Raw genomic sequence first — 18029 nt, 5'->3', positions numbered from 1 at the left:
TTTGTACTATTTCCTCAACCAAATGCTCATTGAGCCAAATAATCATTTGAGTTCTCCTGTTCTCGATTTATATCGCTTTGTCCACGGGCACACGGAAATACAGATGTCACATTCGCCCTCCATTACATTAAACACTCTGCCTCTTTCAATAATCGTATCTATACACCTGAATGGATCCACCAGGTTGTCTCTGTCCATATGCACACTCCATATATTCCCTTTGATAGCATGTCCCGGACAATGCTTAACGCATTCTTCACAGCTTCCACAAAGCGATTCATTAATCGGCGTTCCCGAAGTCAACGGCATATCCGTTAATACACCACTAATCCTTACCGCACTGCCATATTCTTTTGTTACAAGAATAGCTGGTTTTCCAATCCATCCCAGCCCTGATCGTGTAGCCAGCGTCTTCAAAGGCAGTTGGGTCCTGAATGTTTCATTTTGCCTTTCTTCAAAAAGCGAATATGCATTAAACCCTCGCTCCATGATCTTTTCTACAAGAAAATTACTGGTTTCACGAAGTCTTTGGTTTACAGCATTGAACTCATCATAATACTCTTTAGCCAACTCACTGTCTGTACTGGGAAACACCTTTAAAGCAACAGCGAAGCAAATGGCATGAGGATAGTCATAACGCTTTTCTGTATCTATTTCTGATAAATCAGCAAATCCTATCAAATCAATATTTTTTTCCTTAAGTGTTTCTTTTACCCATTGATCATTTTCCATCACGAAAACCCCCTCTTTCTCTTTCCACTTTTTCAAATTGTACATGAGCCTTTATTCTATAATGCCATTACCATCCATAATTTTCAAGAATAAACTGAATATAAAGTCTATATATCCCAAAACAAAAATAAAGGTTTTCTTCCATTGTCATCTCGGGTGAAATCCCCGAAAAAAGAACAATAGTCGAAAAACCTTTATTTATTAAACGCTTTTGGGAATTTTACTATTTATTCAATCGCTCAACCAACATCGGAAGTGCTTTTTCAAACTTAACACCATACTTGTGATTTTCATCCCCCTTGGTAAATCTGAGGGCTTCAACAACAAAGTCTGCAGCCAAAGCAGCGGCATCATATAAGCTCATGCCCTGAAGAACTGCTCCTGTAAAAGCTGCTGCATAACAATCACCTGTACCATGGGACATCCACCCTACTTTTTCATTAAAATATTCCATTTTTTCATCTGTTTTTGTATCATAAACAACAACTCCCAATTTTGATTGCTCGTAACTTACACCCTTAAGGACTATTTTCTTAGCACCGAGAGCCTTGAGCCCCACAAGAAGATCATCTATATATTCCGACGTATGGTTGTTTGCGATGAACTCTTTGTCACACATAAAACAAGCTTCCGTTATATTCGGAAGTATGATGTCTGCTTCTCCGCAAAGGCCAGCCATTGCATGGGCGAAATGTTCATCAAAACCATAATAAAGTTTTCCATTATCAGCCATTGCCGGATCAACTATTCTAAGCCCACCTTCCTTTAGTACATTTTTGAATAGAGCTTTTACATACTCAATCTGTGTCACACTTCCGAGATAACCCGTATAAATACAGTCAAACTTGATGCCTTCACTCATCCAATGTTCCATTATTTTAGGAATATCATCCGTGAGATCACGGAATGTAAAATTCGTGAATCCTCCAGTATGGGTTGAAAGAACTGCGGATGGCAGAATCGCCGTCTCTATTCCACAGGCAGAAATAATAGGCAGTGCCACAGTAAGTGAACACTGGCCATAACATGAAATATCTTGTATTGTCATTACTTTTGCTTCTGTCATAATTAAATCCCTCCGTATCTTCTAGTCCTGATAATAATGCTCGTAATCATTCAATCCACCACTCATTCTTTTTAATTTAATGTTCCTTATTATAATCAAAAAGGAAAAGAAAAACAATATTAACTTCCAAAATTTAACTAAATCCGTTAAAAAAACATAAAAACAGAGGAAAATTTCTATAAGGTAATGTTATCGCTTTTGCAAGCATAATATTTCCTGATCAAACCATGTTTTAATATCCTCTTTTAGATCTAAAACCGAATCATCCAAGGAGATGCGAAGACCATGGCAGCCGCCATCACAACGACCGATTTCTCTTTTTCTGCCACAGCCATATCCTTTGGCAATCAAATCCTGTAAAATTGGAGAAAATGTTTTAATTGAATCAGTATATTCCTCTGTCTTTGTCGGTTTCACATTAATATGATAACCAGTATTAAGAGAAGCATTGAGTCCCCATACCACTTTTCGTTTATAACAATACATTATGTAAATATGAAAACCTTTTATTTCTACAATACAGTTAAGCCCCTTATTTAAATAGCGATAGTGCAGTTCCTGAATGAAATCCTGTATTTCTGAAGATAAAGGCCTGATCATATCCTGCATTACGAAAAATACATCTGTTGTTTCTTTTTTCAATACCCTGTAATCACAACGCAGAAAAATATCCTGGTTGACGAGCGTGCCATGTTCTCTTTCTGCTGTTGCCATCACCTTCAAACCTGTCAACATCATAGGATCATCCGGATAACTTATCTTTATAGTTTGGATATCTGTCAATTTTTGCTTTTTGTTATTTATGTCCATGCCTTCAACGCATAAACCACAATCCGCCAAAAATCGCAAGCATTCAAGGTTTTTAGCACCAGAAACTTTCTCGTTAAATATGGTATTTTCGCAGATGATAGATTGTGCGTCTTCTGCCAGTATACCACTGTACCCTATATTCATTAATATGATTTTTACAGTATTCAGAAATGGATAATGCACCAAAAGGGAAGTTCTGTTTGCATATTCATGGGCATCTTTTTTGCCATGATCATAGATCTCGCCTTTGGCGTATAAAGCATCGTAGATACGAACCAAAAAAGCTCTGACCGCCAAAACACCTTTTCGTATATTCTCTTCAGATAAATCGTTTGCATATATGGGGTTGATCTCATATGCCTCATATGTTTCAGAAACCAAAATATCTTTTAAATAACCTGCCGCATACTGAAGCGTTTTTCTCATTTGTTCACCTCTTTAAAAATTTAGTATTGAGATATTTAATCCTATTATCTCCTTGGACAGCAATAATCGATTACTTGCTCAATTCATTCTCTAATATTTTCAATCCTTCATGTATACCTTGTCCCAAAATCTCCTGCATCTTGTAAAAATCAAATCTCTCATGGAGCTTGTCTTCCACCTCAATAAAAGCTTCCTTCCCATATTTTCGTATAAACATGGCCTGCACCTTCGCTTCAATTGCTCCATTATTCTCCGGTGCGTAGAAACCCTTTGTACAGTTTTCCAGTTCTGAACATTCATAGCATCCATCTATACTCTTCTCTATACAGCAAACTGCATTAGGACATCTTTTATCTTCGAATATTGTCGCAAAAGAGCAGACATTATACTCCGTCCTGCAGGAGCCACACCACTCACCTAAGAAGCAGTGATTGCAAGAATGGTCACAATATGCTGCAGGGTCCACACCTTTACGGGCCATTTTGCATAACTTATTCTTAATCCGCTGCATCGCCTCAATATGCATGATCCAGTGTCTGCTAAAGGGCATTTTAATCAAGCCGTTAATGTCTTTATCACACCAGTAATCGATAAGCCAGACAGCATTCTCAGCAGAACTGACACAACCAGATTCTACAAGCCTTTTCTTATCCTCATCCGAATATTTTTTCTTCATCTGTGAATATTCCAGTTGTGAAAGGATTGAGTTGGTAGATAGCATAACTTCTTTAGCATATTCATATAGGGCCCCGATATCAAGTTTCTGTGAAAAATCTGCAATCTCCTGTCCCTGCAACTCATTACCGGTTGTAATGATCAGCGAACCAATTTTCTTCTGATACTCCCCCTTTACAAATATCTGGTCGTCTCCTGCAATCAATATATGGGCCACAATATCTTCAATCCGAAAGATATGCCAGATAGAATAGGCAAGCGTCTTACTGTGATAACCCTTCACATTTGCAAAAGGCATCTGATAAAATGCCCTGGCAGGATACCCGTTCACAATCTGTGAAATCTGCTCAAACATTTCTTCCCGAAGTTCAAGAAGCTGTTTTATTGCTTCCTTATATATGGCTTCTTTCCCAAGGAGAATCTGGACCTTCTTCTGCTTTTCTGACCATTCTTTGCCCATAAATTTTAAACCTCCTTTATTTTCTTATATTTTTAATAATTTCCCTATAAATTCGAAAAGACTAATTCTTCAAATTTATTACAACATTATATCATATTTCTTTTTTCAGAACAAATGTTCTTTTTATAAAAAATAAAATTCCCAGCACTCAGCAATTCTTGCCAAAAGTCTGGGAATCTATCTTTTCAAATTAAACATTTAATTCTGTTTCTTGATCCACTCCAGTACCGGGTCAGTCCCTTCCCGATAAGAAGCAAAAGTTTCTTCAATCACCACATCTGGTTCAATTGTATTGACATCCTGGTCTAACCAATGGAAATACTTCGTAGAGTAACGAATTGGAATTTTGCTGTTCGGAAGCTCAAACTTCTTTACCTCGCCGTAATGATTCGGTTCACCGCCTGTAGCTTCTCCAACAAACCAAGCCATAGTATCTTTCTTCAAACTAATGATATTTAAAATTGCTGATGAAAAGGTATCTTTTCCTATAATCACAAAAAGTTTGCCATTCTCGTTAAATTTGCTCTTTTTAAGTTCTTTGATAAAAGAATCGAGAATGGTCGAGCTTCCACCACCATTTTCCCTAATGTCAATAATCAGCTTGTCGGCTTCATGACTTTTGGCAAAATCCCAAAACTCCTTAGCAAAAGTTTTAAAAGGCTTATTTTCCATTTCTCGGCAACGAGTATAGTTCAGATAAATCATTTTTTCATCCTTTAAATACTCGTACCAGTAATTCTCATCCGGATGGCTCCGGTATAGTGGAATAACCTTATCTGATTGTTCGATCGGCACATACTCCTCATAATTTATCGGTTTCAGTTGAACCTGCTTTTTTTGACCATCTGTCAGCTCAATCTCCAGTCCAATTTCGTCCGACTCACTTAAACCGAAATATTTCAGGACACCTGGAATCGTAAGATAATAAATAACTTGGTTTTTAAACCAGCTTTCATTTGCCCCTTGAAGCAAAGGTCTAAGCTTATTGGCCGCTTCCTCCATTTTAATACCATTCACTTTGATGATTCTGGTATTCAACAGTTCCTGATGTTCTTTGCTTGTGCCAGTAATATAGATACCCTCTGCAAACCAATGAAGCTCAAGGGGATACATAGATTCCACACCCATGTTCAATCCTGTATGCGTATCACCGATGCCAGCCAGAATAACACTTAATGCAATTTCAATCTCTTCGTCTGTATAGTCGTGTACTTTATTTTTTAATTCTTCCAGCTGACGGGTAAATTCCTCTTCAGTAATCTTAAAATATAAATTCTTGTGAACCCGTGGCAACGTCTTTTCAAGATAGGTAATATCATTCACCCAGCGACTGTCTCTGTCCTCTGCCAGGTAAGCGTTGGTCGAAGAAATAGTACCACATCCTGCAAGTAAAAGCACAAATACAAAAAAACCCGCCATCAACCATCTGATTTTACTGCATACTTTCATTGCAAAAACAGGCTGTTTCATGATTATCTATCCCTTTACTATTACATCCTGAGACTAACTATTTGTAAAAAGCCCAAAACTACAGAGAGAATGATTCTATTATAAATCATCCATTGTTCTGGTTCTATCGATTTAAATGACATTTTAAGGCTGAATGTGACTTTCTTGTCATTCTTTACACTAAAACATCCTGAACATCCTTCAAAACAAACATTAGGGCAGGAATACTCCTGCCCCTGTTCAAACTGTGTAGAAAGTGCATAAGCAAAAAACAATAGTATCATTATCGAATTGCTTTAATCGTATAGGTTTCAGCCCAGTGGTTCAAGATTTCAACTGATGAAAAACCTGCTGACAAAAGGCATTCTTTTTCATGATCTACAGTGAGCGGCGTATCATAATGATAAAATTCATTATCAGCAATACCTTCTTCAGCTTTTAAGCGAAGCAGTTCTTTTCTATAGAATGCTTCTTCTTCATCAGACAATATCATATAATCCGTGAGTATAAAGAATCCACCGGGTTTTAGGGATTTTCGCAATTTTTCATAAAGCGGTCTTTTTTCATCCGCTGTGAAATGATGCAGTGATTCCACAGATACAGCCGCATCGAACCGCTCAATTCCAAATGGAACTTCAAAATATGAGCCAAGAATCAAATTCACGTCTTTATCCCGGAACTTTTCTCGCAGTCTGTTAAGCATACCGGGAGCCAAATCGATTCCAGTAACCTTAGCCGATGGATTTAAACGAAAATATTCCTCTAATTCCAGTCCAGTTCCACAGCCAAGATCAATAATACGGCATCCACATTCCATAGGGAGACACTTAGCTGTATATTTATAAAATTCATGGGCTGATTCAATACAATTTAATTGATGATCTTCGTATTCATCCAGTCGTCTGTCAAAAAACTCTCCCATTTTTTCAAGCATAATATCTTATCTCCTTAAATTCATACTTGTTTATTTTTATTATAGCTAATTTTTTACCGCTGCGATGCATAGCTTCATCATTTGCAGCAATATTTCTTCTCTTTTTCTTCCTGGACCATTCTCAATGATCGTCGATGATGGCATTCTTCATCATAAAAGATCCAAAGTTAAAATTGCCTGACCATCTTTTCTGTTCTATCCATAATCCCATTCTCTGTTAGAAACTTTAACTTAAATTATAATCCTAAAAAAGCTCCTTGTCATTAGAAATCCATCCAATGGCAGGAGCCTGTATTCTACTTTTTCTTTTTGATTGGATGTCTGATGATCGTTTTCCATTTTTCCGGAGCAATCTTTCTTGCATCAGACAAATAAATTTCATGATGTAGTCTCTCTTCATTCAAATCTGTTTCGTATCCATTTTCCTCCAGATACGCATCCATCAAAGCTACCGTCGCCGGCTCGTTATCAAAAGGTCCTATGTGCATAATTTGGGCACATAAGCCTTCTTCCAATGTATAGAACTCTGCCAAAGAACAATCAATTTTTTTCTTTTTGGATGCAGTCTCTACTGCCCAGGCAAAATCTTCCTTGGTTACAAAATCAGGAAGCCTAATAACCGAAATCCAATTGAAACTATCCTTATTAGAATAATCAACTCCTGCTACATTATCCTGCCACCAAAATCCCTCCGACGGGGGAACCACATACTCGAAAAATCCTTCTATTTTATAATCTGTTTTGTAGCTCATCTTTAATGTATATGCAACCGCATACAATATACTTATTGCCTGCTGATAAGCTCCGCCTTCCTCATTTGGATTACCTTTACCTCTTACAGCTATATAATTCACCTTTGGAACAGCTACGATCTTCGGTTCATTCGTCGCTGTATAGAATTCCTTATATTCTTTCTTAAAATCAAAAGCCATTCCCTTTCACTCCTTATTCAATCGGCAGCTGAATTTCTGTCAGCCACTCATCTATACTGCCCTTATTCCATATTCCATCTATATAGCATTCTCTTGAAAGTCCAATTACCTTGTACCCATTAACTTCTGCATATTTCATAATATATGCATATGCCTCACCAATTTGGTCATAGACTCCCTTATGTAAAATACTCAATACCTTGGCTGAAGGAATCTCTCTGAATCTGATATTCTCACTTTCAACACCAAATCTGTCCACAGCCCTATTGTATCTGATTGTCACATCCTCATCTCTGTGTTCCTCATCAAGATATTCACAAAATTCATATAGTGGCTCAATACATTTGATACCAGGATTTAATTTCATCCATTCCTCTCTGATAATAGGAATGTGCTGCATCATATCCGAATATTTGGGTAACCTGACTTCTGAATAATAAACAATAACTGAAGGTATTTCTTTCACTGTTACCTGATATTTCATCACTCCCTCTTCCAAAATATGATTGATTATAGAGAGTCGAATATCCAGTGCTTCCTTTTGTGCCTTTAAGTTTTTTACCTTTTCTTCAAGTATAATCTTTGGTTCTGCGCCTTTTAGTATGACCTTGATCTCATCTATGGATAACTCAAGCTGCCTATAGGATTTAATCTTTGCTGCAATTTCCAATTGATCCGTTTCATAGTATCTAAATCCTGTACTCTCATCCACAAATGCAGGGATCAATAACTCCTCTTTCTCATAAAATCTTAATGCCTTAACCGTAAGATGTGCCAGCTTTGAAAACTCGCCGATCTTAAGCACTGCTTATTCTCCTTCCCTCTTAACAGTAAATTATAAAATATCCCCTTAAGGGAGAGTCAACAACCTTATATTAAAAAATAACGGCTTCTCAACTTTTGATGGATATTCATGGCATGATCTCGCCTATCCATTCAATCCTATCTGCTTTCTTACCAGATGTTACTTCAAAATACTCCTTTTTTATGCTTCCATATACTCATTTTGGCGCTTACTTATATTATATCAATTAGCAATAAATATCCACCAGCTTAGCTGGTGGTTTTTCGTTAGCCCTATAAGGGCATGGTACCTGCTGTGCCTTAAGGCACTCTTTGGTTTCGCCAGTTGCATAAAGTTCTTTACTTGCCACCCTTAAAAGGGTCCATGTATTCTTTTAAACTTATTTGATCCGACATCATATCTTCATGTAATTGATTCTTTATATATTGTTCTATTGCTTTTTTATTTCTTCCCACCGTACTCACATAATACCCTCTGCACCAAAAGTGTCTATTGCCATATTTATACTTAAGATTCCCATACTTTTCAAATATCCTTAAACTACTTTTCCCTTTTAGAAATCCCATAAAACTTGATATACTTAATTTGGGTGGAATCTCTACTAACATATGTATATGGTCTGGGCATGCATTAGCTTCTATTATCTGCACCCCTTTCCACTCACAAAGCTCACGTAATATCTTTCCTATCTCTTTCTTTTTCTTTCCATATATTTCTTGTCGTCTATACTTTGGGGCAAATACTATATGATATTTACAATCCCATTTGGTGTGTGATAAACTATTTTCATCCATGTGGATGACCTCCTTTTGTTTTTAAATTGGCCGGCGAAACCAATTTTATTGTAACAAAAGGAGGTCTTTTATGTCATACTTATCGCTAAAAGCTTTTCAGAACTACCTGCATAGCAGGTAGTATTCTTAAATACAATAACGCCAACCACTAAATAATATGGTTGGCGTTAAAGGGCATATTGCTTATTGTCTAAACTTAGTTGAAAATCTGATTTTTTTTGGTTCTTGTTCACTTACAATTGCTGAGCCTATAATCAGTACAGCCCCTATAATCTCCCATAGGGTCATTCTTTCTCCGAGAATAAGTGCTGACACAATCATCGCCACTACTGGATCAATATAACTGAGAATTGAAATGGTCTGTGCCTTCAGTCCACTCATGCTTCCAAAGTAAAGGGCATATACAACGCCGGTATGAATGATTCCCACAATCAGGAGTAACAAAACAAGTCTTCCATTGAAAACAATAGCTTTAAACTGTCCTGTGATGACCAGGTACGGAACCAGAACAACAGCCGCAGAAATTAATTGAATAATGGTTTTCTGATAGGCGTCCACATCAGTAATTTTCTTATTAAGAATAACAACCATTGCGTAAAAGCAGGCAGCTCCAAGGCCAAATAAAATTCCCTTAAGATCTTCTTCCTGTACCACGTTCATACTGACAACACCTGAAACAAAGATCATGCCAGCAAGTGCTACCAACGCGCATACTATCTTCTTTGCAGTCAATTTTTCTTTAAAAACCAAGGGAGAAAGCATTAAAACAATAGTAGGCTGCATGTAATAACAGAGGGTCGCTTTTGCAATGGTTGTGTAGTTAAACGCTTCAAAAAGAAGAATCCAATTGATTCCTAAAAACGCTCCGTTTATAATCAGTCCAGCAAACTTTTTTACTCCCATACCTTCCCAAGTCTCTGTCCTTCGCAGCTTAATGAAAGCCAAAAGAGAAACAGATCCTATCAACCCCCGAAAAAAAGCAAGCAAAGCAGAAGATAAGGGTATATACCTTCTGAAAATGCCGATGGTTCCTACAATGAATAAAGATGAAATCAACATAATGTATGATCTTTTGTCATTCGTATTAGCATTCACTCTCTGCATATCCTCCTACAAGTAAAAATTTTTATTCTTCCATCTTAAAAAATCCCAGATGATTTGTATCTTTGAGTCAAGTGCTGAGTTTTAAAATTATTATACAATAATGATGTTAATTATACACATTTTTTTAAAAGGTTAATAAAATCTGTGCATTAAAATAAGCTCAAAGCCAATAATCGAGAGTAATTGAATGAATTTCACTCTAATTATTGACAATGAGCCATAATAATAAAAGTCCCCATCTCTCGGCTATACTGACCCCTTCATACACAATAGGATTTATGAGTATTCCAGATAACGTACTGACAGATTGATTGCAAAAATAAAACACCTTGAAATTCAAGCCGTTTTGATTTTGATAAATAAATCATTCATTTTATTATCTGATCACTTTTAAAGCTACTTCTCTAAGCTCTTTCCCCTTCCAGTATTTCTAGTTGCTTTTTCTTACTAAGACTTCTTAATATAAGATTATAGGACTCATCCAGCATTTCTTTCAATAAATCATCCAGCACCTTACCATTTACAACAACAGAATTCCAGTGCTTTTTATTCATATAATACCCCGGTATAATATCCTCATATTGCTTTCTCAAAACTTCTCCTCTTAAAGGCTCCAGTTTTAGCGTGATGTAATATGGTTGGTTCTTTTCATCTAGGCAAATTGCTGCAAACATTTTATTATTGATTTTATATCTGATCCAGTTCCAGCTTTCCTGTAAATCTTTTTCCACGCCTTTTTTGCTCATAAGATATTCATCCATCCAGTCATATTTCATACAATCTACTCCCTTTCAATCTGATACACTAAATTTAAGCTATTTAAGGTAAAAAAGCATCTTCATTAACAGAAAATGTCCTAAAACCTACTTCCATACTTTTTTAAGTTCATTCTCTCAATAAAACCAGTTACTCCAACAGCCTTTTCAGTAATCGCTCTCTGTCATTGATAAATAATTTCATGACGTTATAACATTCCCTTTCTTAGTAACTGCATCTGCTGATTGTACCCTGATCAAATGAGTAGATACATACTCCCGGAATTCCTAATAAGATGGGGGAATGGGTTGAAATAACATTTAGGTTTTCGGTATCTTTTACTTATAATAGTAAAATTACTTAACTCAGAAACATCATTATAAGTAGAAAAATTATAATTAAGCGTGCCACCCTCTGCATTAAATCCATAGGCAACGGCTATAGCCTCAAGTAATGTGGATTTTCCAGTGCCATTTTCTCCTACAAAAAAAGTAATTCGATCTTTACAGTCTATTTTTATTTTTTGAATGTAATCATCATTTGCGCTAAAGCTTGTGGAGAAAGTTCAAAATTAGATTTCACCCACCAGCGTATGCTTTCAACAAATGCACCAGATACATAAGAAATTATCAAATCCTTATTAAGATGGTGCAAATATTGCTCCGATGGCGTTAAGTAAATTGATTCTTTTGCAAAGATCCGGATAATATCTTGCATTCCACTAATAAGATCCGCATCTGGTTGATTAATTAATAGGGTTTCATAGGCAATGCGATTTTTCTTCACATATTCAAGCATTTCAATCAATTTCTTAGATTTCTCTTCTCGCGTCATTAATTCAATAGATTTTGGCTCATGGAAATCAAATGCTGAAACTTGCTTTAATTCCAATAATAGTTCCTGAATTAAATCCAATCGTAATGCATTAACATCTTTATATAATTTATAAAAAGTTGGCCTGGTTATATTAGCATTGGAACATATTTGCTGAATTGACAATTGCTTTTTCCCTTGGGTAAGTAAAGATAAGTATGCATTATGTAATTTTTCTTTTGATTTTACTTGTCTGGGATCTTGTTTCATAATATTCACCTGCTATGATTTCAATATAATATTTGATGCTAATTTTAAATATAAAACTTCAATCAGCCTATCTTTAAGTCGTTAATTCATTAACAAAAAATAATAAAGACAGACTGTTTAAACAACTGCTTACACTAAATGCTTCAGCAAAATCTATTGAACCAGATTGCCAAAATTAAACGATTTAAGCTGTTGACTTACCCTTAACAATATGTTAACAAACTTTTCACAAATTGCAATGGTTTTAATGAATAAAGAAATATGGGATCATTTACAACTAAAGATTTCATTCAAAAACTTCAATTAAATCTTGTGCATTCAATACAACCAAAAGTCACAAAATCTTGCCCTGAGATAAAAACAGGCTCATTGCCAATACATCCAACTATTGGCAATGAGCCTGATGAACTTTAGTGCTGGTCAATATATAATAAAGTTCTTAACAAGACATTTGCGCCCTTAAGACAATTCTCAAGAGGTGTATACTCCAGTTCACAATGGCTGTGGCCACCGACACTTGGTACAAAGATCATAGCTGTTGGAATGACGTCCACTACATATTGAGCGTCATGACCTGGCCCACTGTATAACCTCATGTTGGTATAGCCATAATCCTTTGCACTTTTCTCAACAAAATCAACAAGCTCCGGTGTAAACTGTACCGTTTTGCGGGACCATGCTTCCTCATAGCTCACTTCGCACTTTTCCACAATCTTTGGTATCTTATGGATAATCTCAAGAACTTGCCTGATCACCTCAGGATTCTGATGTCTTGCATCAAGAGTAAACTTAACCTCCTCAGGAATAATGGTATGAATATTGGGATGGGCAGAAATCTTGCCAGTTGTATACACCAGCTTACTATCCAGCTGATCCAACTCATCATGGAGATACTGAATCGTCTTGACTGCCGCATAAAGCGCATCTTTTCTATATTTCATCGGAGTTGTTCCTGCATGGCCGGCTTGACCGCGGAAAGTAAATTCGTAATTGATCATGCCGCATACACCTTCAACAACGCCTATATCATAGCCTTCCTTTTCCAATACCGGTCCTTGCTCGATATGCAATTCAATAAGTGCCTTATATTTTTCAGGGGACATTCTATTGGAAACATCTCCTTTAAATCCGCTTTTTTCTAAAGCTTCTCCAAAAGTATATCCTGGTATATCCTTTGCCTCTGAAGCTAACATTACTTCTTTGTCAAATTTACCGCAAATAACCCCTGAGGACATCATGGCAGGTTCGAATCGTGCACCTTCTTCATTGGTCCATACAACAACAGTAATCGGGTGCCGATGAGGAATTTTTTCTTTCACTATAGTTTCCACAACTTCCATAGCTGCCAGAACCCCCAGAATTCCATCATAATTACCTCCCTGTTTTACCGAGTCAAGATGGGAACCGGACATAATTGCGGGAAGATCTTCTGTTCCTGGAATAGTTGCATACATATTGGCCATATCATCGGTAACCACCGTTGCCCCGAGGGCTTCCATCCGCCTTTTTACTTCATTTCTTGCTTCTATGGCTTCTTTTGAAAGCGAGTATCGTGTGACACCACCTCTGCCGGTGTCACCAAACTTGCTGAATGCTTTTATTTTTTCTTCTAATCGTTCAATACTACAGGATATCATCATTCTTAACCGCTCCCCTCAAAGGAAAATTCATTTGAAATATTTAAGCAACTCTTAATGATTTATAAATAAATCCTCACTGCGCCTTGCACAATTCATCCTCAGCTTTTTTAGGCATTCTGATTCCCTGTGAAATGGCTTGTGCAGGACACACTGTAACACATAAATGACAGCCCACACATTTTTCAATAATCAATACCGGCTTCCTGGTGGCATGATTTTGAATCAGAGCCTGATGCCCCCCATCATAGCACGATAAATAACATCTGCCGCAGCCAAGACATTTGCTTCGGTTAAATTTGGGAAGGCAAATGCTGCTTCGGTCAAGATTTTCAGGATGCACAATCTGCGGAAGTGCCTTTCCAACGATTTCCTTTATACTTTTATATCCATGGGTACTCAGGTAATACTTCATCCCTTCAATCATGTCATAAATCACTCTATAACCATATTGCATGACAGCGGTTGTCACCTGTACGGTCTCGCACCCCAATGCCATAAACTCAGCAGCATCCTTCCAGGTTTCAATGCCTCCCATGCCACTTATGGGAATGTCTTTCAGTTCACCATGGCTTTTCATGGACTGAATAAACCTAAGTGCAATAGGTTTAACAGCTTTTCCGGAATATCCCCCTATACTGGTCTTTCCCCTGACCTCCGGTGCGGAAGCAAAACTGTCCAAGTCGACTTTGATAATGCTCTTTATGGTATTGATGGCAGCGATTCCATCAGCTCCTGCTTTTATGGCGGCAATGGCTGGAATCTCCATATTGCCAAGATTTGGCGTCATCTTTGCCAGAACGGGGAGGTGGGTACCCTTTCTGACAGCCCTGGTATACTCAGCGACCAGATCAGGATTCTGCCCGACATCTGATCCCAAGCCATTTGCCGCCATGTGCGGGCAGGAAAAATTACACTCTATAATATCCACTCCAACATCAGTCATGAGCTTTGCAAGGTATGTCCATTCTTCCTCATTTTGACCCATGATGGAAGCAATAATAACTTTATGGGGATAATCCATTTTCAGCTGTCTTAAATATTGGAGATTCACTTCCAAAGATAGTTCTGAAATTTGTTCAATATTCTCAAACCCGATAAAAGGAACTGCTTCTTTTCTCAATGCCTCAAACCTGGGTGAAACCTCTTTGGCTGCAAAAGTTCCTATGGTTTTGCAGGCCACTCCGGCCCAACCCATATCAAAAGCCTTGGCCACCATTTCATAATTACTTCCCACCACTGAGGAAGACAAGAAAAAGGGATTTTCACATTTTACTCCACAAAATTCAATGGATAAATCTACATCTTCTGACTTTACCTTCCCATAGGACGATGTACTGACTATGATTTCATCGATATCCACAGGCCTGTTGATTTTCTGTTTTAAGCAAGCTTTCATGCAATCTTTTGTCTCGCAGCCCGCACAAGGTATATTTTCAGGTATTTTGGCAGCCGCACCCAGATAATTTTCAAATCGAACCGACCGAATGATGCTGTCAACTTCGAGGCCATAAGCGCAGGCTTTGGTACAGGGCGCATTGTTGCACAGCAAACAACCGCTTGCTTCCTCAATAATTGAAATATCTTTATACAAAACTTCTCCCATGCAATCATCCCTTTCTGATTCTCGGCTCCCGTTTGATGAATTTTCCGAATCCGGGTTTGCCTACAAAATTACCATGATCATAAACCAATTCTCCCCTCACATAGGTCTGTACAGGATAACCGTGGAGTTTTACCCCTTCCCATATGGTATGATCATAATCCGAGTGCATATTGTCTACTGATATCGTAAACTCCTGATCAGGATCATAAATTACAATATCCGCATCCTTGCCCACTGTAATGGATCCCTTATCAGTACAGCCAAAAATTCTGGCCGGATTGGTTGCACATAATTTTACAGCAGTATTGAAGGTAATCTTGCCTTCGTTTGCTTTAGACAGCATATAGGGATACAGATTCTCTATCCCTGCGCAGCCATTGGGTATTTTTGTGAAATCATCTTTTCCCCAGTCTTTTTCGTAACTTTGGAATGGGCAATGGTCTGTTGCAACCACGTCAACAGTCCCGTTTTTGATAGCAGCCCACAATGCATCCTGGCTTTCCTGCCCTTTAATTGGCGGTGAGCAGACAAAGTTTCTGCCGTCTTCCCGCTTATAAACTTCACAGGTAAATTCGAGGTATTGAGGACAGGTTTCCACAAATATGTTGTAGCCTTCCAGTTTCGCAGCTGCTGCTGCCTCCACCCCTTCCTTATTGGCAAGATGAACGATGTACAGGGGAGTATCGAAGGTTTTTGCCCAATGAATAGCCCTTTTGTCGGCTTCTGCCTCAACAAATTCGGGTCTGCTAAGATAATGGTACCAGGCTGATGTCTTTCCTTCTTTTAAGAATCGCTCAATATTCATATCAATGATATCCGGATTCTCCGCATGAAGATTAGTAATAGCCCCCACTTCCTTAGCTTTTAACAGTACCTTTACAAATGTGCCATCATCAACCATCATACCTTCTTTCTTGTACACGAAAAAACATTTAAAACTAGTTATACCATAATCAACAGCCGCCTGAAATTCATCCAGCAAACTTCCTTCATTAAGATCAGTAATAATACAGTGAAAAGCATAATCCACGCAAGCTTGTGGAGCGCACATCTTCAGTCGTTCTTCAACGGTTTCCAGGATCCCCTTGCCTTTTCTTTGCATGGGATAATCAAATACGGTAGTAACACCGCCGCAAGCTGCCGCCCTCGTACCGGATAAATACCCATCAGCTGATACCGTTCCGCCAAAGGGCATAGCAAGATGGGTATGCACATCGATGGCACCGGGTAATACATATTTCCCCGCGGCATTGACAATTTTTTTAGCTTCCAGAGGAAGATTTTTACCTATTAAAGCAATTTTCCCGTCTTTCACTGCAATATCTGCAATAAAGCTTTCACTTTCAGTAACAACAGTACCGTTTTTAATTAATAAATCCATTCTATCAACCTCCTATCCATGCAATATCCGAACATAAAACTTCAATCTTTTATTTTGTGTTACTGTCCTGCAAAACTGTTCGCATCCTTATAAACTTCATGTACTTGTTAATGAATCATGCCTGAATCAGGTGTTCCAAGCAATTACCCAATTCAGGCATATCGGATATCATACAATCCCGAATTTTAAAAATTTAATTCAACTTATAAACAAGTACCAGTCCTGATCTTTGATATACCTGTGCAATCTGGAGAAGATCCATTCCTCCTGCATTGGCGGCAATCAGGTTGGATACCCAGGTAACGCCAAAATCAACCTGGCCGGTATAGACTGCCGTGGTTTCTCCGATGTCTCCGCCGCCGGGAATGATGGTAACATCCAGTCCCACATCCTTGTAAAACCCTTTATCCAGTGCTACATAATACCCCATGAACTGAGCCTGTGGAAGCCACTTAAGCTGAATAGATACCGATGTCTTTTCAAGCTCGCCAAATTTTCCGTCTGAAGCCATGGCTTCTTTTATGTAAGAAGCATCACGGATATCATCCAGTGTCATGGACTGCAACTTCTTGGCTGCGTCCGGATCACTCAGCTGAATATATTGCTTTGCAAGGTCAAGGGTTTGCTGCATGGCTTTTTCGTCCATGTTTCCGTAGTCTTTTACAGGAGCGCCTGTCGTATCGGTTTCAACCAGCTTTTTCACTTCGGAAGCCATATAAGCCTGATGGTCGCCAGATACCGAAGAACCATATTTATAGACAATTTCCGCTGCTTCTTCAGGATTCTGGCAGGCATATTCCCAACCTTTCATGGAAGCATAAAGAAAAGCTTTTACAGTATTGGGATGCTTTTGTGCAAACTCCCTTGTACAGAAGATGTTATCCTCAAGCATGGCAACACCTTCATCGTTCATATCAATAATACCAACCTGGTCACCATAGCCATATCCGCCTTCATAGCTGTTTTTAACCAGTCCCAGCTCGTTGTATGTCATGGCAGAAGCAAGCAATATCGTGTCATTGTCAAAACCATCCATATCAAAAGCCTGACTTAAGAAAGTGATGGGCTGACCATATTTGGCCAAAAGGGCCTGTACTTCATACTCATTTCCAAGTCCCCAGTTTCCTACTTTGCCTTTGCTGGCAGCATCTTTGATAATACTTTCTACAGAATCTGTTGGATCATAATATTTGCCTGAGCTCTCGGAAACACTGTCAGAAGAAGATGGAGAATCTGCTTCATCCGTGCTTACTTCACTACTTACCTCACTTGTAGTAGTTGCTGACTTGATAGATTGGCCACATCCCGCAAAAGAAGCTAAGATCATGGCACTCATCAGTAAAATAGCTAATAACTTTGATCTTCTCATAATTTAACCC

18 protein-coding genes are annotated in these 18029 nt (G+C 38.1%); all 18 read right to left on the bottom strand.

Features of this window, described 5'->3' with window-relative positions:
* Positions 1–42: 42 nt before the first annotated feature.
* On the bottom strand, positions 43–732 hold the full coding sequence (locus tag JOD07_RS10475; protein ID WP_158741415.1) for a 4Fe-4S double cluster binding domain-containing protein: 690 nt from the start codon (positions 730–732) through the stop codon (positions 43–45).
* Positions 733–955: 223 nt separating this feature from the next.
* Positions 956–1798 carry a pyridoxamine kinase gene (locus JOD07_RS10470; RefSeq protein WP_204613913.1) on the bottom strand — a complete coding sequence of 281 codons (843 nt, stop codon included), beginning with the start codon at positions 1796–1798 and terminating at the stop codon, positions 956–958.
* Positions 1799–1987: 189 nt separating this feature from the next.
* Positions 1988–3034: a hypothetical protein gene (locus tag JOD07_RS10465; protein ID WP_158741417.1), complete on the bottom strand. Its 1047-nt coding sequence runs from the start codon at positions 3032–3034 to the stop codon at positions 1988–1990.
* Between the two features lie 70 nt (positions 3035–3104).
* The gene (locus tag JOD07_RS15835; RefSeq protein WP_204613911.1) at positions 3105–4169 is read right to left on the bottom strand and encodes a DUF3795 domain-containing protein; all 1065 of its coding nucleotides are present in this window, start codon (positions 4167–4169) and stop codon (positions 3105–3107) included.
* 198 nt (positions 4170–4367) lie between these two features.
* Complete coding sequence (locus JOD07_RS10455; RefSeq protein ID WP_204613909.1) at positions 4368–5639, bottom strand: S41 family peptidase; 1272 nt, start codon at positions 5637–5639, stop codon at positions 4368–4370.
* Positions 5640–5901: 262 nt separating this feature from the next.
* Positions 5902–6552 carry a class I SAM-dependent methyltransferase gene (locus JOD07_RS10450; protein ID WP_201800607.1) on the bottom strand — a complete coding sequence of 217 codons (651 nt, stop codon included), beginning with the start codon at positions 6550–6552 and terminating at the stop codon, positions 5902–5904.
* Between the two features lie 296 nt (positions 6553–6848).
* Positions 6849–7484, bottom strand: coding sequence for a GyrI-like domain-containing protein (locus JOD07_RS10445; protein ID WP_158741420.1), 636 nt, complete (start codon positions 7482–7484; stop codon positions 6849–6851).
* Positions 7485–7497: 13 nt separating this feature from the next.
* The gene (locus tag JOD07_RS15830) at positions 7498–8289 is read right to left on the bottom strand and encodes a MerR family transcriptional regulator (protein WP_158741421.1); all 792 of its coding nucleotides are present in this window, start codon (positions 8287–8289) and stop codon (positions 7498–7500) included.
* Positions 8290–8515: 226 nt separating this feature from the next.
* Positions 8516–8638: a hypothetical protein gene (locus JOD07_RS15690; protein ID WP_279380857.1), complete on the bottom strand. Its 123-nt coding sequence runs from the start codon at positions 8636–8638 to the stop codon at positions 8516–8518.
* Positions 8628–9083: an IS200/IS605 family transposase gene (gene tnpA / locus JOD07_RS10435; protein ID WP_204613907.1), complete on the bottom strand. Its 456-nt coding sequence runs from the start codon at positions 9081–9083 to the stop codon at positions 8628–8630. The genes JOD07_RS15690 and tnpA overlap by 11 nt, the downstream gene beginning before the upstream one ends.
* Before the next feature lie 183 nt (positions 9084–9266).
* Positions 9267–10187 (bottom strand): DMT family transporter, encoded by a 921-nt coding sequence (locus JOD07_RS10430; protein ID WP_201800608.1) that lies wholly within the window; start codon positions 10185–10187, stop codon positions 9267–9269.
* A 404-nt stretch (positions 10188–10591) separates the two neighbouring features.
* A complete protein-coding gene (locus JOD07_RS10425; protein WP_158741422.1) occupies positions 10592–10963 on the bottom strand; it encodes an MmcQ/YjbR family DNA-binding protein in 372 nt (123 codons plus the stop codon).
* A gap of 236 nt (positions 10964–11199) precedes the next feature.
* A complete protein-coding gene (locus tag JOD07_RS16070) occupies positions 11200–11439 on the bottom strand; it encodes an AAA family ATPase (RefSeq protein WP_330636266.1) in 240 nt (79 codons plus the stop codon).
* A gap of 20 nt (positions 11440–11459) precedes the next feature.
* Positions 11460–12026 carry a TetR/AcrR family transcriptional regulator gene (locus JOD07_RS10415; protein WP_204613905.1) on the bottom strand — a complete coding sequence of 189 codons (567 nt, stop codon included), beginning with the start codon at positions 12024–12026 and terminating at the stop codon, positions 11460–11462.
* A gap of 410 nt (positions 12027–12436) precedes the next feature.
* A complete protein-coding gene (locus JOD07_RS10410) occupies positions 12437–13663 on the bottom strand; it encodes a Zn-dependent hydrolase (protein WP_158741461.1) in 1227 nt (408 codons plus the stop codon).
* Positions 13664–13739: 76 nt separating this feature from the next.
* Positions 13740–15269, bottom strand: coding sequence for an NAD-dependent dihydropyrimidine dehydrogenase subunit PreA (gene preA / locus JOD07_RS10405; RefSeq protein ID WP_158741424.1), 1530 nt, complete (start codon positions 15267–15269; stop codon positions 13740–13742).
* Between the two features lie 4 nt (positions 15270–15273).
* The gene (gene hydA, locus JOD07_RS10400) at positions 15274–16650 is read right to left on the bottom strand and encodes a dihydropyrimidinase (RefSeq protein WP_204613903.1); all 1377 of its coding nucleotides are present in this window, start codon (positions 16648–16650) and stop codon (positions 15274–15276) included.
* Between the two features lie 193 nt (positions 16651–16843).
* The gene (locus tag JOD07_RS10395; RefSeq protein ID WP_204613901.1) at positions 16844–18019 is read right to left on the bottom strand and encodes an ABC transporter substrate-binding protein; all 1176 of its coding nucleotides are present in this window, start codon (positions 18017–18019) and stop codon (positions 16844–16846) included.
* Positions 18020–18029: the final 10 nt, after the last annotated feature.

This window comes from Defluviitalea raffinosedens, from assembly GCF_016908775.1.
GTDB classification, from domain to species: Bacteria; Bacillota; Clostridia; order Lachnospirales; family Defluviitaleaceae; genus Defluviitalea; species Defluviitalea raffinosedens.
This window is presented reverse-complemented; position numbering and strand designations above follow the sequence as displayed.

Coding starts and splice junctions, on each gene's coding strand:
- JOD07_RS15835 (WP_204613911.1), bottom strand. CDS start 4,169: ATGGGCAAAGAATGGTCAGAAAAGCAGAAGAAGGTCCAGATTCTCCTT.
- JOD07_RS10430 (WP_201800608.1), bottom strand. CDS start 10,187: ATGCAGAGAGTGAATGCTAATACGAATGACAAAAGATCATACATTATG.
- JOD07_RS10450 (WP_201800607.1), bottom strand. CDS start 6,552: ATGCTTGAAAAAATGGGAGAGTTTTTTGACAGACGACTGGATGAATAC.
- JOD07_RS10410 (WP_158741461.1), bottom strand. CDS start 13,663: ATGATATCCTGTAGTATTGAACGATTAGAAGAAAAAATAAAAGCATTC.
- JOD07_RS10465 (WP_158741417.1), bottom strand. CDS start 3,034: ATGAGAAAAACGCTTCAGTATGCGGCAGGTTATTTAAAAGATATTTTG.
- tnpA (WP_204613907.1), bottom strand. CDS start 9,083: ATGGATGAAAATAGTTTATCACACACCAAATGGGATTGTAAATATCAT.
- JOD07_RS10415 (WP_204613905.1), bottom strand. CDS start 12,026: ATGAAACAAGATCCCAGACAAGTAAAATCAAAAGAAAAATTACATAAT.
- JOD07_RS10395 (WP_204613901.1), bottom strand. CDS start 18,019: ATGAGAAGATCAAAGTTATTAGCTATTTTACTGATGAGTGCCATGATC.
- preA (WP_158741424.1), bottom strand. CDS start 15,269: ATGGGAGAAGTTTTGTATAAAGATATTTCAATTATTGAGGAAGCAAGC.
- hydA (WP_204613903.1), bottom strand. CDS start 16,650: ATGGATTTATTAATTAAAAACGGTACTGTTGTTACTGAAAGTGAAAGC.
- JOD07_RS10455 (WP_204613909.1), bottom strand. CDS start 5,639: ATGAAACAGCCTGTTTTTGCAATGAAAGTATGCAGTAAAATCAGATGG.
- JOD07_RS10475 (WP_158741415.1), bottom strand. CDS start 732: ATGGAAAATGATCAATGGGTAAAAGAAACACTTAAGGAAAAAAATATT.
- JOD07_RS10445 (WP_158741420.1), bottom strand. CDS start 7,484: ATGGCTTTTGATTTTAAGAAAGAATATAAGGAATTCTATACAGCGACG.
- JOD07_RS10425 (WP_158741422.1), bottom strand. CDS start 10,963: ATGAAATATGACTGGATGGATGAATATCTTATGAGCAAAAAAGGCGTG.
- JOD07_RS10470 (WP_204613913.1), bottom strand. CDS start 1,798: ATGACAGAAGCAAAAGTAATGACAATACAAGATATTTCATGTTATGGC.